The sequence below is a fragment of the Amycolatopsis sp. NPDC004169 genome (assembly GCF_040610315.1).
GTDB lineage: Bacteria > Actinomycetota > Actinomycetes > Mycobacteriales > Pseudonocardiaceae > Amycolatopsis.
The window spans coordinates 18,601-31,768 of the sequence record NZ_JBEXMD010000017.1 but is presented as its reverse complement, the minus strand read 5'-3'; the positions used below and the strand labels follow the sequence as shown (position 1 = coordinate 31,768).

The following is a 13,168-nucleotide window of genomic DNA, read 5'->3' as shown; positions in this document are numbered from 1 at the left end:
GGCACGCGTGTCGTCCGTTCCGTCACCGGACCAGGCGGACGGTCTTCGCCGCGGGGGCGAAGGTCGCCGTCTGGCCGCGGGTGAGGGCGACGGTGTCGGCTTCGAGGCCGTCGCCGAACGCGACCAGGCGGTCGGATTCGACCTCGACCGTCAGCGGCGCCCGCGTCAGTTCCCCTTCGGTGCAGGTGGTCCCGGTCGTCGGCGACGGCCACGCCTCCCGCACGAACCAGACGAGCCGGGCCTCACCGGGGGCCGGCAGGGCCAGGCCGCTGTGGCGCTCCCGCCACACCGACCCGCACCAGCCGGTGGCCCCGGTGCCCGTCCCGACCAGGATGCCCGAGGACGCCTGGCGTTCCGGCCGCCCGCCACCGACCCCCAGCCGGTAGCGGGCGGTCTGGTGCCCGGCGTGCCCGAGGTAGATCTCGTTCAGCGCGAGCAGCCGCTGGCCGTCGTCGGCGACGAGCTCGGCCATGGTCCGGTGCTCGACGTCCGTCGTCGAGCGGACGAGATCGGCGACGGCCTCGACCGGGTGCTTGACCAGGACCCCGGGCGCGCCGGGCGCGACGCCGATCACCGGCTGGCCGTCGAGGTACTTGGCCACGTTGGCGATCAGGCCGTCCTGCCCGACCACCACGACGACGTCCTCCGGGGTGAAGAGGAACCGGTCGAGGTCCGCGCGTTCGACCTCGCCGCGGCGCCAGTCCAGCGGGATGGCCGCACTGGCCGCGGCGAGAGCGGCGCGCAGGGCCGCGTCCGCCGCGGCGACCTCCGCGAGGTCGCGGCCGCGGGTGCGGAGGAAGAACTCGGCCTGGCCGCGGGTGCCGTGCCGGGCGACCAGCTCGTCGAGCTCGGTGCGGCGGTGCACGAGCACGACCCGCGGGGCGAGGCTCACGAGCGGATGCCCAGCTTCGTCAGCAACGGCGCCAGCAGGTCCGGCGTGAGCACCAGGCTCTCGATCTGCGGCAGGTTGCCGGCCAGTTCCTTGAGCGCCAGCCCGGTCAGCACGCCTTCGGGCAGGTCGCGGTAGGCCGCCAGCCGGGCCGCTTCCCCGGCGGCTTCGGCCTCGCCGAGCGCTCGCCGTCCGTCGGCCTTCACCTGCGTCAGCCGCTCTTCGCGGGACGCCTGCGCTTCCGTCTCGATCCGGTTCGCCGCCGCGGCTTCCTCGGCCTGGCGCCGGGCGTTGGCGCCGCGCTGGGCGAGCAGCTGCTCCTCACGCCGGGCCAGCTCGATCTGGTTCTGCAGCTCGTTTTCGCTGATCGCGCGTTCGCGTTCGACGGCGAGCGCGCGCCGTTCGAAGGTCGCGCGGTCGGCTTCCTGCTGCACCTTCTCCCGCGCGGTCGTCTGGAGCGCCTTCTCGACCTCCGGCTCGGCCCGGATCGCGACGACGCGGACGTCGATCACGGCCGAGCCGGTCTGCGCGAGCCGCGTGTCCTCCTCGGCCAGGCCGGCGCGGATCCGGTCGCGGACGGCGCGGACGCCGTCGACGAGCGCGGTGGCCAGCGGCGTGCGGGTGAGCACCTCGACCGCGTACTGCTGGACGTTCTCGGTGAGCAGCCCGCTGATCTGCGCCAGCGGGTCGCTTCGCCAACGGCCGGTGTCGGGGTCGATGGAGAAGTCGATGCGCTGCGCGGCGAGCGCCGGGTCCTCGATCCGGAACGTGAGCGCGAGCTGGACGGTGACGTCCTGGAAGTCGGCCGTGCGGGCGTGGAACAGCAGCGGCAGCTCACGGTCGTCGACGGGCACCTCCGACACGACCGCGGTCAGCGGCCGGTACCAGAAGGACAGCCCGACGCCGTCGTGCGCGAGCTGCCCGCGGCGGTAGTGGCGGATGTGCACGGTGGGGGCACCGCGCAGGTGCCGGAACCCGAACCGGCGGTCGATGTCAGCCATGGAGCCTCCTCTTATCGTCGGGGTGACGATATGGGGTCGGCTCGCTAATCGTCAAGATGACGATTAGGGTGGGTGGCATGGGTCACCCGCCGTTCGCCGTCACCGTGGACCTGGTCGTGCTCACCTTGACCGGGGAGGAGCTGTGCGCGCTGCTCGTCCGCCGGGGCGTGGAGCCCTACCTCGGGGAGTGGGCGCTGCCCGGCGGGTTCGTCCGGGAGGACGAGGACCTGGCGGACGCGGCGCGCCGCGAGCTGGCGGAGGAGACCGGGCTGGCGCCGGGGACCGTCCACATCGAACAGCTGGCGGGCTACGGCGCCCCGGACCGGGACCCGCGGATGCGGGTGGTGACGGTGGCGTACCTGGCGCTGGCGCCGGACCTGCCGGTGCCCCGCGCGGGCACGGACGCGGCGGAGGCGCGCTGGGCACCGGTGCGCGCGTTGCGGACCGAGCGGCTGGCGTTCGACCACGACCGGATCCTGGCGGACGGCGTGGAGCGGGCCCGCGCGAAGCTGGAGTACTCCCCGCTGGCGACGGCGTTCTGCGCACCGGAGTTCACGGTCGCCGAGCTGCGGCGGGTGTACGAGCTGGTGTGGGACACCCGGCTGGACCCGCGGAACTTCCACCGCAAGGTGACGGGGGCGGAGGGGTTGCTGGAGCCGACGGGCCGGACGACCGCCCGCGACGGCGGCCGCCCGGCCCGGCTGTACCGGCGGGGGAAGGCGGAGGTGCTGTACCCCCCGATGCTGCGGGGCTGACGGGCGCGGCCCGGTTGCCGCGAACCGGAAGCGGCGGTCCCTTCCCGGCCCGCCGCCTGCGGCTGCCTAAGCCGCGCGGGGTGTCACCCAGCGGCGAGCCGCCGAGACGAGCGGGAGCAGGCGCGTCGTGATGTTGCGGGCCGCCAGTCCGCCGCGGGTGGCCGGGATCAGCAGGGCCGCCGCCTTCGAGACCGCTCGCTGTTTCGGCTCCACCAGCTTCCGGTGCGCCGCTTCGTAGTGCCGGAAGGCCGCCGCCGGGTCCTCCGGCGTCCGGCCCAGCTCTTCCGCCAGCGTGTGCGCGCCCGCCATCGCCAGGGTCGAGCCGTCGCCGAACAGGGACACGCACGAAGCTGCGTCACCCACCAAAGCGATGCGGCCGGTGCTCCAGCGATCCATCCGGACCCGGCTCACCGAGTCGAAGTACAGGTCCTCGGCCGTGCGCACCTGGTCCAGCAGTTCCGGGACCCGCCAGCCGGCGCCCGCGTAGGCCTCGGCGAGCAGGCGCCGGTGCAGCGCGGTGTCCCGGTGGTCGAACCCCGGCACCGCGTCGCCGCGGAACATGAACGCCGCGATGCCGTGGCCGCGGGACGGGTGCACCGCCACCGCCCGTCCGGGCGAGTTGTACATCTCGATCGCGGTCGCGTCGGACGGTGGCCCGGCCAGCGGCAGCGTCGCGATGTAGACGCCCACGTGCTCGACGAACGCCTGCTCCGGGCCGAACGCCAGCCGTCGCACCGCGGAGTGCAGGCCGTCCGCGCCGAGCACCAGGTCGAAGCGCCGCGGGCGGCCGCGCTCGAACGTGACGTCGACGCCGCCGGCGTCTTCGCGGAGCTCGGTGATCGAGTCGTGGAAGACGAACTCGGCGTGCTCGCGCGCCGCGTCGTGGAGGATGGCCGCGAGATCGGTGCGGGGGAGCTCGACGTCACCCTCCGCGCCGAGCAGCTGCGCCGGGATCCGGCCGGTCCGGCGGCCCGCGTCGTCGACGAAGTTCAGCGCCGTCGCGCTCGTGCTCGCTTCGCGCAGCTTCGCGGTGATGCCCATCCGCTCGGCGACGCGCGAGGCCGGCCCGCGGACGTCGACCGGGCTCCCGCTCGAACGCAGCCCGGCGGCGCGTTCCACCACGGTGGGCCGGAAGCCGGCGCGGACCAGCCAGTAGGCCAGGGTCGGCCCGGCGACGCCGGCGCCGGAGATCAGCACGGTTGTTTCGGTCATGGTGCTCGGCCCCCATCGGTTGTCACTGACCATCGGTCAGTGCAGACGGTACGCTCCTGTCCATCGGTCAGGCAAGTGGCTAGGCTGGGGCGATGACGGACGACACCCGGGCGCGGATCCTGCGTGCGGCGCTGGAGGAGTTCTCGGCGCGGGGCTACCACGAGACGTCGGTGCGCGAGCTGGCCGAACGCGTCGGCGTGACGAAAACCGCGGTCCTGTACCACTTCCCGGGCAAGGCGGACATCGTGCGGGCGCTCGCCGAGCCGATGCTCGCGGACTTCGAAGCGGCGCTGGCCGAGGCGGCCGAGGCGCCCGACGCCCGCCGGGCGACGCTCGAAGGGCTCCTGGAAGTCTGGCTGACACACCGCTACCTGCTCCGGATGAACCTGCGCGACCTCGGCCTGACGGCGTCGGAGGCGGTGTTCGAGCGCTTCCGCAACGGCATGCTCCGGGCGAACGCGCTGGTCGCGGGCCAGCACGCGGATCTACCGGGCCGGGTCCGCGCGGCGCAGGCGATCGCGATGCTGAGCGACCCGGTGGTCCTCTTCGCCGAAGCCCCGGAAGACGAGCTGCGCGCGGCGATCCTCGACGGAGTGGCCCGGCTGTTCGCGACTCCGGCCGTGGACGGGAACGGCGCGCAGACCGCGGTCGCGGAAGGCGGGCGCTCCGGCAAAGAGACCGAGACCGGCGCCGGCGACCCCGGTTCGCCGGCGCGAAGCGAGGTCGTCGCTGTCAGGGCCAAGGGCCGTCGCGGGCGGCCATCGGCGTTGAGTGCCGAAACCATCGACTCCGTCCGGCGCCGCTACGCCGCCGGGGAGGCGCCGTCGGAGATCGCCGCCGCGTTCGGTGTCTCGCGGGCGACGGTCTACCGGCACCTCCCGGCCGATTAATGAGACAGTTTATGAGACTTTTCGAGACGGGTGGTCACCCGGAAATCGGGCGGAACCACAGCGTGAACTCCGTCTTCTGCGGCACCAGCCGGTACCCCGGCAGCACCCCCGGTCCGCACGACGCCGTCCCCAGGCCGTGCTGGGCCACGTCCAGCGTCAGGTGCACCACCTCGTCCGGTACCAGGTCGTCGGTGTGCCGCGCCGCCTCCAATGCCGCCGCCGTCCAGCGGCGGGCGGTGAACTCGAACGTCGGCTCACCGTCCACGCGGATGCCCGCTCCGTCCGGGGACGTCAGCCGGGCCCAGCGGACCGCCGTGCGGTTGCCGTTCTCCTGCGGGTAGACGTACGGCGTCTGGAGACCGTCGACGCTGCTCGAGAACCGGCCGATCCGCGCCGCCTGGCGGCTGTCCGGGTAGGCCTCGCCCGGGCCGCCGCCGAACCACTCGGCCGAACCCAGCTCGCCCGGGATCGCCATCGCCAGGCCGAGCCGGGGGAGCGTGCCGGGGAACTCGCCGTCCGGGGTCACCTCGACGCGCAGCCGGAGGCGGTCCTCGAACGCCGTCCACGTGTAGTCCGCGAACAGCCCGAACGGCTGCGCCGGCGGCGCGACCCGGGTGCGCAGCACCAGCTCCTCGCCGTCCGCGTCGACCGTGATCACCCGGTGCTGCATGCGGTGCAGCCCGGCCTCGCGCCACTGTTCGGCGTCGGGCCGCCCGGCGAACGTGCCGCGGTCGTTGTCCGTCGTCGCCCGCCAGACGTCGAGACGCGGCCCGCGCACCGCGTGCCCGCCGAGCGCCGACAGCACGCCCGTCACCGGGTCGAACTCGCCGGCCCCGAGCAGCAGCCGCCCGCCGGTGCGGAACACCGGCCCGCGCGGCGGCAGCGGCGCCGCGACCGGGGCCGGCGACACCGCCAGCTGCCCCCACCCGACGACGTGCCCGGCCGGCGCCCACGACGTCGCCGACGTCAGCGCCGCGGACACGGTCAGCCACGACTCGCCGCCCGCCGCGGGCAACTCAGGCCGCGGGACAGAAGCTTTCTGTCCGGGTTGGACGGATGGCACATCGAGAACGCCTTGGGCGACAGCGACCCCTTCGTCCTCCAGCACCCAGGTGAACGTCAGGTGCCCGGTGTCCACGAAGTCGTGGTGGTTCTCGACCACGATCCCGTCCGCGCCGGCCGAGATCCGCACCGGCTCGATCACCTTCGCGAACTCGAGCAGCCCCGGCGACGGCGTCCGGTCGGGGAAGAGCAGGCCGTCGATGACGAAGTTGCCGTCGTGGATGGCTTCGCCGAAGTCCCCGCCGTAGGCGAAGTGCCCGTCGGCCGCCAGGCCGTGGTCGATCCACTCCCACAGGAACCCGCCGTGGCAGTTCGGGTACCGCTCGAACAGCTCGCGGTATTCCAGCAGCCCGCCCGGGCCGTTGCCCATCGCGTGCCCGTACTCGCACTGCAGGAACGGCAGCTCCCGGCGGCGCTCGTTGTCGTCCTCCCGGCGGCCGATCCGCTCGACCTCCTCGTGCGTGGCGTACATCCGGCTGTGCACGTCCACGTAGGCGCACTCGTGGTCGCCTTCGTAGTGGATCGGCCGGCTCGGGTCGCGCCGGCGCACCCACTCGGCCATCCGCGCGAGGTTTTCGCCGGTGTGGCTCTCGTTGCCCAGCGACCAGAGGATCACGCTGGGGTGGTTCTTGTCCCGCTCGAGCGTGCGGCGCACCCGGTCGAGGTAGGCCTCGGCCCACCGCGGGTCGGCGCTGGGGTTGCCGGCCCAGCCCAGCGGCTCGAAGCCGTGGGTCTCCAGGTCGCACTCGTCGATCACCCACAGGCCGTAGGCGTCGCACAGCTCGAGGAACGCCGGGTCGGGCGGGTAGTGGCTGGTCCGGACGGCGTTGACGTTGTGCCGCTTCATCAGCAGCACGTCGGCGAGCGCGGTCTCCGGGGACACCACGCGCCCGGTGCGCGGGTCGTGCTCGTGGCGGTTGACCCCGCGCAGCATCAACGGACGGCCGTTCACCAGCAGCCGGCCGCCGGAGATCGTCACGGTCCGGAACCCGATCCGGACCGGCACCCGCTCGGCCGCGGTGGCCAGCGTGCCCTCGTACAGCCGCGGGGTCTCGGCGCTCCACGGCTCGACCGGCAGCTCCAGCGCCTCTCCGGCCGGGTGCCCGGTGACGCCGAGTTCGGGGACGTCCAGCACGACGTCGGGGCCGGTCTCGACCCGGAGCGTGCCCAGGCCGGTGCGGTGGTCGTAGTCGGCGTGGACCCAGTGGTCGCCGATGCCGCCGGCCGGGCGGGCGAGCAGCGTGACGGCGCGGAAGATACCGGACAGCCACCACATGTCCTGGTCTTCGAGGTAGCTGCCGGCCGACCACTGGTGCACCCGCACGACGAGGACGTTCCCGGACGGCTTCAGCAGCGGCCCGACCTCGAACTCCGACGGCAGCCTGCTGCCCTGCGTGACGCCGAGCTCGGTGCCGTTCAGCCAGATCCGGCCGCAGGAGTCGATGCCGTCGAAGCGCAGCACGGCCGGCCCGGCCGGCCACCCGGCGGGCAGGTCGAACCGCAGCCGGTGGTCGCCGGTGGGGTTGTCCGATGGCACGTGCGGCGGGTCGACCGGGAAGGGGTACTGCACGTTCGTGTAGGCCGGGCGGCCGTGGCCGTGCAGCTGCCACAGCGACGGCACCGGCAGCTCGTCCCACGCCGAGTCGTCGAAGGTCTCGGCCTCGATGCCCACCGGCGCGGCCGCGAGGCTCGGTGACAGCCGGAACTGCCAGGCGCCGTTCAGTGACAACGATGGCGCGTCGGAGGTGAAAGCCGCGCGCGGCGGAAGGGAACCGCGGCCGGGGCCGGGGTCTTCGAGGTACGACATGGGGTCCTTTCCGCGCTCGGCACGCATCCGAGAACGTTCCCGTGAACGTTCACGGACCGCCCCGAAGTGTGCTGCGCGGCGGGACCGGGTGTCAAGGGATCAGGCGGATTCGCGCAGGTGGAGGCGGGCGCGGACGACCAGCTCGGCGGGGTCGAGAGGCGCCGCGCCGGTGACCATCCGGGCCGCCTGCTCGACGGCCAGCGCACCGACCGCGCGGGTGTCGATCGCGACGCTGGAGAGTTCCGGCTCGACCAGGGTGCCGAGGGCGAGCCCGTCGAACCCGATCACGGCGAGCTCGGCGGGCACGCGCAGGCCGAACCGGCGGGCCTCGCGCAGGGCACCGATGGCCATCACGTCGTTGAACGCGAACAGCGCGGTGACGTCGGGGTGCGCGGCGAGCAGGGCGGCCAGCGCGGCACCACCACCGTCGACGGTCTGGGGGCCGGACGCGATCCAGCCGGGCGCGACCGGGACCCCGCACCCGGCGGCCGCCCGCAGGAACCACCGCCGCCGGACGCTCGGGGCGGGGTTCCCGTCGAGCATGCCGATCCGCCGGTGCCCGCGCGAGACGAGGTGGGCGACGGCCTCGCGGACGCCGTCCTCGCCGTCGACCACGACACCGCTGAACCGCGGGGTGCGCGGCTCCCGGTCGATCAGGACGACCGGGATGCCGGCGGTGAGGCGGTCGAGGTCCTCGTCCGACCGGCCGAAGTAGCCGGTGACCGCGTCGACCTGGGTGCCGATCACCCGCAGCGTGGCGAGTTCCTGCTCGGGATCGTCGGCGGTGTCGTGCACGACGACGTGCCAGCCGCGCGACCGGGCCGCCTCCAGCGCCCCGGAGGCGACCTCGGTGAAGAACGGGTTGAGCAGATCGGGCACGACGAGCCCGATGGTGGTGGTGTCCGGCCGCACCAGCCCGCGCGCGAACCGGCTGGGCCGGTACCCGAGCTCCCGCGCGGCGTCGAGGACGCGCTGCTTGGTCGAGCCGTCGATCTCGGCCTTGTCGTTGAGCGCCCGCGAGACGGTTTGCCGGGACACCCCGGCCGAGCGGGCGACGTCGTGGATCGTCACCCGCCGCGGTTCGGTGCTGCTCGAAGACACGCGTCGAGTATGCCCGCCCGTGGCCCGGCCACGATGGAGTGGTCGGCCCGTGATCCCCGCCGTATCTCGCGTGATCGCGGCCGGAACCGGCGTGATCGGAGCCGGAACTCGCGAGTTGCGCCGCTGCTCACGCGAGTTCCGGCCCCGGTCACCCGAGTTCCGGCGCCGGACACGCGGGATACGGGTTCGAGCCTTGCGTCAGGCGGCCGGGGTGCGGTTGCGGCGCTTGACCACGACGCGCCAGCCCACCGCCAGGACCACCGCGAGCACCGGGATCGAGCAGAACGCGATCTTCTCCGCGCCGTCCGAGAAGCCCATCAGCACCACCACCAGGGCCAGGAACCCCAAGGTCGCCCAGCCGCTGTAGGGCGCCCACGGCATCCGGTACGACGGGCGCTCCAGCTCGCCGCGCAGGGCGGCCTGGCGCAGGCGCAGCTGGCAGAAGATCAGCGTCGCCCAGGTGCTGATCACACCCAGGGACGCGATCGCGATCGCGATGTCGAAGGCCTCCTTCGGCACCAGGTAGTTCAGCACCACGCCCAGCACGTACGCGACCGACGTGAACATGATGCCGCCGTAGGGGACGTGCCGTCGGCTCATCCGGCTGACGAACGACGGCGCTTCGCCCTTTTCGGCCAGCGACCGCAGGATCCGGCCCGTCGAGTAGAGGCCCGAGTTGACGCTCGACAGCGCCGCGGTCAGCACCACCGCGTTCATCACGTCACCGATGCCCGGGATCCCGAGGCGGCTGAACACCGTCACGAACGGGCTCTCGTCGCCGCTGTAGAACGGCCACGGCAGCAGCATCGCCAGCAGCAGCACCGAGCCGACGTAGAACACGCCGATCCGCCAGACCACGCCGTTGATCGCCTTCGGCAGCACCTTGCGGGCGTCCTTCGTTTCGCCGGCCGCGATGCCGACCACCTCGATCGCCGAGTAGGCGAAGATGACCGCCTGCAACGTCATCAGCGCGACGCCGACGCCCGCCGGGAACAGTCCACTGTGGCCGGTCAGGTTGTGTGCACCGGCCGGCGCGCCGCCGATGTCCGCGCTCGTGAGCACCAGGCCCGCGCCGACGACCAGGAAGACGACGATGGCCAGCACCTTGACCACCGAGAACCAGAACTCCAGCTCGCCGAACACCTTGACCGACAGCAGGTTCACCAGCAGCAGCACACCGAGCGCGACCAGCGCGGTGAGCCACTGCGGCACGTCCGGCAGCCACTTGTGCACGTAGATCGCGACCGCGGTGATCTCGGCGATGCCGGTCATCGCCCAGTTCACCCAGTACATCCAGCCCGAGGCGAACCCGGCCCACGGCCCGATGAACTTCCGCGCGTAGGTGACGAAGCTGCCCGAACTGGGCTCGTGCAGGACGAGTTCGCCGAGCGCCCGCATCACGAAGTAGGCGGCGATCCCGCAGATCGCGTAGGAAAAGACCAGCGACGGGCCGACCTGGTGGAGCTTGCCGCCGGCGCCGAGGAAGAGCCCGACGCCGATCGCGCCGCCGATGGCGATCATCTGCACTTGGCGGTTGCCCAGCGCTTTCGAGTAGCTTTCACCTTTTTCGGTGAGCAGCGAGGAATCCATGGTTACCGGACGCTAGAGCCGTGTGCGGGAGGTCACCAAGCGGGCTAAGGAAGACTTAAGGTGTGCCGGAAATCACGGGTGGGGGTGCCCGCGATCCGCCGGTCCCGATTTGACACGGGGCCCCTGCGGCCCGCGCCGGAGCGCCTTCTACGCTCGGGCCCGTGGACCTCGCGGCGCTGCTGGACCGGATCGTCGACGACGTCGCGCCGGAAATCGGCCGCGGCGCCGTCGCGGACTACATTCCCGCGCTGGCCAGGGTGGCGCCGGGGCGGTTCGGCATGGCGGTGGCCGAAGTGGACGGTGCGGTACACGGCGTCGGCGACTGGGAGCACCCGTTTTCCGTGCAGAGCATGTCCAAAGTGTTCACACTGGCCCTGACCCTGTCCCGCGGCGACGGCGTGTGGGCGCGGGTCGGCCGCGAACCTTCGGGCGATCCGTTCAATTCGCTGGTGCAGCTCGAACACGAGGACGGCATTCCGCGCAACCCGTTCATCAACGCCGGCGCGCTGGTGGTGACCGACGAGCTCGCCCGCCACGGCGACGCGGCGGAGGCGCTGCTCGCGTTCGTCCGGGAGGAGAGCGGGCGGCCGGGCATCGCGGTGGACCCGGAGGTGGCGGCGTCGGAGGCGGGCCACGCCGACCGCAACCGGGCGCTGGCCTACTTCATGGCCTCCTACGGCAACATGCGCCACCCGGTGCCCGCGGTGCTCGACCAGTACGTCCGCCAGTGCTCGATCGCGATGAGCTGCGCCGACGTCGCCCGCTCGGCGGTGTTCCTCGCCCGCCACGGCCTCCGCAACGACGGCTCGCGGCTGCTCGGGCCGAGCGCGGCGAAGCGGATCAACGCGGTGATGCTGACCTGCGGCACGTACGACGCGGCGGGGGAGTTCGCCTACCGGGTGGGCCTGCCGGGCAAGAGCGGCGTGGGCGGCGGCATCGTGGCGATCGTCCCCGGCCGGTGCGCGGTCTGCGTCTGGAGCCCGGGACTGGACGCCCGCGGCAACTCCGTCGCCGGGGTCGCCGCGCTCGACCGGTTCACCACGCTGACCGGGTGGTCGATCTTCTGAGTCAGCGCAGGTAGTTGTAGACGCTGGCCCGGGAGATGCTGAGCAGGTCGGTCAGCGCCGCTACCGCGTTCTTCAGCTCCAGGAAGCCCCGGTCCTTCAGCGAGCGCACCAGGTCCTTCTTCGCGGCGGCCGGGAGGCTGCGCGGGGTGTGGCCGCGCTCGGCCGCGTACTCCTCGACCAGGGCCCGCAGCTCGTCGCCGGTCCGGGCACGCAACGTCTCGGACAGCGGCGCCGGCCCGTCGGTGGCGGCCAGCCGGGTCAGGGCGTGGGCCGCCGAGCCGAGCAGGGAGACGTCGAGGTTGAGGCACAGCGCCGCGACGTACTCGCCCGCCGTGTTGCGGATGCCGATCGAGGTGCTCTTCGCGGGCCGGCCGTCCGGGAACCGGTTCGGGTAGTTCTGCAGCACGTCCGGGAAGTCCGGGTCGGCGATCCGGGCCAGGCCCAGCTCGGTCGCCGGGTCGCCGGGCGCGCGCCCGGACAGGCTCCCCTCGATCGCGCGCACGGCGTGGGCCGGGTCGCGCAGGTCGTGCAGGACCACCTCGCACAGGCCGGGGAACATCCGGCCGACGGCGTGGGCGATCTTCTCCGCCTCCCGCAGCAGCAGCTCGTCCTCCGCCGCGGTCATCCGATCAGCTCCCGCAGCCGGTCCGCCGCCTTCAGGCCGGAGCCGGTGAGCACGACGACCGTGGTCTCACCCGGCCGGATGGCCCCGCGGGCGCGGAAGACGTCGATCGCCGCGGCGGCCGTCGCGCTGGTCGGCTCGGCGTAGAGGCCGAGGGCGGCCAGGCGGCGGGCCGCCGCGCCGATGGCCTCCTCGTCGATGGCCGCGGTGTCCCCGCCCGAGCGCCGGATCGCCGCGACGACCTCGGGCAGCCGGACCGGACGGCGGATCGCCGTCCCCTCGGCGACCGTCGGGGCGAACCCGGGCACCGGCCGGTCGTGGAAGGCCGCGTCGATCGGGGAGCAGTTGCGCGGCTGCGCGACGAGCAGCCGGGGCCGCCGGGTGATCGACCCGGCGGCCAGCAGCTCCCCGAAGCCGAGGTCGCAGCCCAGCACGATGCTGCCCGCGCCGGCCACCGTGACCACGGCGTCGGGGGCGCGGAAGCCGAGGTCCTCCCACAGCTCGTAGGCGAGGGTCTTGGTGCCCTGCAGGAAGAACGGGTGCCAGTTGTGGCTGGCGTAGGTGGTGCGGTCCGAGCGGCGGATGGCCTCGGCGGCGGTGTCGTCGCGGGTGCCCGGCACCAGCTCGACGGTGGCGCCGTACGCGCGGGCCTGCAGCACCTTCGCGGGCGATGTCCCCTCCGGCGCCAGCACGGTCGCCGCGATCCCGGCCGCGGCGCTGTAGGCGGCCACCGACGAGCCGCCGTTGCCGGAGCTGTCCTCCAGCAGCTCCCGGACCCCGGCGCCGGCCAGCGCGGAGACCATGACGCTCGAGCCGCGGTCCTTGAAGCTGCCGGTCGGGCTGAACCACTCCAGCTTGAACCGGACGTCGGCGCCGTCCCAGACCTGGGGGACCAGCGGCGTGCAGCCCTCGCCGAGCGACACCGGGTGCAGGTCGCCGGGCAGCGCGGCCCGGTACCGCCAGAGCGAGCGGACACCCGAGTCGACGTCCTCGGGACGCAGGCCCGGCAGCGGGGCGACGGTCAGCGGGGTGCCGTCGTCGCCGCGCCAGCGCAGCGGGTCGCCGGGGTACCGCGTGCCCGAGCGCTCGTCGGTGTACCAGTACGTCATCGTCACCTCCAGGTCTGGACGAACAGTCCAAGCTTAGACGTAGTGTCCAGTGCTACTCCGCAG

General features: G+C 73.4%; 11 protein-coding genes. 3 read left to right on the top strand and 8 right to left on the bottom strand.

Annotated features, from left to right (window positions below):
* Nucleotides 1-22 precede the first annotated feature (22 nt).
* Both ABZX11_RS23400 and ABZX11_RS23395 read right to left on the bottom strand, forming a co-directional pair.
* Nucleotides 23-892, bottom strand: coding sequence for a hypothetical protein (locus tag ABZX11_RS23400; RefSeq protein WP_354916215.1), 870 nt, complete (start codon nt 890-892; stop codon nt 23-25).
* Entirely contained in the window at nt 889-1,890 is a 1,002-nt protein-coding gene (locus tag ABZX11_RS23395) for an SPFH domain-containing protein (protein ID WP_176169729.1), read from the bottom strand. Before ABZX11_RS23395 ends, ABZX11_RS23400 begins: the two co-directional genes overlap by 4 nt.
* 77 nt (nt 1,891-1,967) lie before the next feature.
* Between ABZX11_RS23395 and ABZX11_RS23390 the strand changes: the two genes are divergently transcribed.
* Nucleotides 1,968-2,645, top strand: a complete 678-nt coding sequence (locus ABZX11_RS23390; protein WP_176169728.1) for an NUDIX domain-containing protein — start codon at nt 1,968-1,970, stop codon at nt 2,643-2,645.
* A gap of 66 nt (nt 2,646-2,711) precedes the next feature.
* On the opposite strand, the gene ABZX11_RS23385 is transcribed toward ABZX11_RS23390, so the two are convergent.
* Nucleotides 2,712-3,857, bottom strand: coding sequence for an FAD-dependent monooxygenase (locus ABZX11_RS23385; protein WP_354916212.1), 1,146 nt, complete (start codon nt 3,855-3,857; stop codon nt 2,712-2,714).
* A 92-nt stretch (nt 3,858-3,949) separates the two neighbouring features.
* Between ABZX11_RS23385 and ABZX11_RS23380 the strand changes: the two genes are divergently transcribed.
* On the top strand, nt 3,950-4,747 hold the full coding sequence (locus ABZX11_RS23380) for a TetR family transcriptional regulator (RefSeq protein WP_354916209.1): 798 nt from the start codon (nt 3,950-3,952) through the stop codon (nt 4,745-4,747).
* A gap of 34 nt (nt 4,748-4,781) precedes the next feature.
* Here the strand turns inward: ABZX11_RS23380 and ABZX11_RS23375 are convergent, their stop codons facing one another.
* From ABZX11_RS23375 to ABZX11_RS23365, 3 genes are all read right to left on the bottom strand, one after another.
* Complete coding sequence (locus ABZX11_RS23375) at nt 4,782-7,616, bottom strand: glycoside hydrolase family 2 TIM barrel-domain containing protein (protein WP_354916206.1); 2,835 nt, start codon at nt 7,614-7,616, stop codon at nt 4,782-4,784.
* A gap of 99 nt (nt 7,617-7,715) precedes the next feature.
* The gene (locus tag ABZX11_RS23370; RefSeq protein WP_354916203.1) at nt 7,716-8,717 is read right to left on the bottom strand and encodes a LacI family DNA-binding transcriptional regulator; all 1,002 of its coding nucleotides are present in this window, start codon (nt 8,715-8,717) and stop codon (nt 7,716-7,718) included.
* A gap of 198 nt (nt 8,718-8,915) precedes the next feature.
* Entirely contained in the window at nt 8,916-10,307 is a 1,392-nt protein-coding gene (locus tag ABZX11_RS23365) for an amino acid permease (protein WP_176169724.1), read from the bottom strand.
* A gap of 161 nt (nt 10,308-10,468) precedes the next feature.
* Here ABZX11_RS23365 and ABZX11_RS23360 point away from each other — a divergent pair, with 161 nt between their 5' ends.
* Nucleotides 10,469-11,374, top strand: coding sequence for a glutaminase (locus ABZX11_RS23360; protein ID WP_176169723.1), 906 nt, complete (start codon nt 10,469-10,471; stop codon nt 11,372-11,374).
* 1 nt (nt 11,375) lies between these two features.
* Here ABZX11_RS23360 and ABZX11_RS23355 read toward each other — a convergent pair whose 3' ends face one another.
* The gene (locus ABZX11_RS23355; RefSeq protein WP_354916199.1) at nt 11,376-11,999 is read right to left on the bottom strand and encodes a PAS domain-containing protein; all 624 of its coding nucleotides are present in this window, start codon (nt 11,997-11,999) and stop codon (nt 11,376-11,378) included.
* The gene (locus tag ABZX11_RS23350; RefSeq protein WP_354916196.1) at nt 11,996-13,105 is read right to left on the bottom strand and encodes a pyridoxal-phosphate dependent enzyme; all 1,110 of its coding nucleotides are present in this window, start codon (nt 13,103-13,105) and stop codon (nt 11,996-11,998) included. Before ABZX11_RS23350 ends, ABZX11_RS23355 begins: the two co-directional genes overlap by 4 nt.
* Between the last annotated feature and the right edge of the window lie 63 nt (nt 13,106-13,168).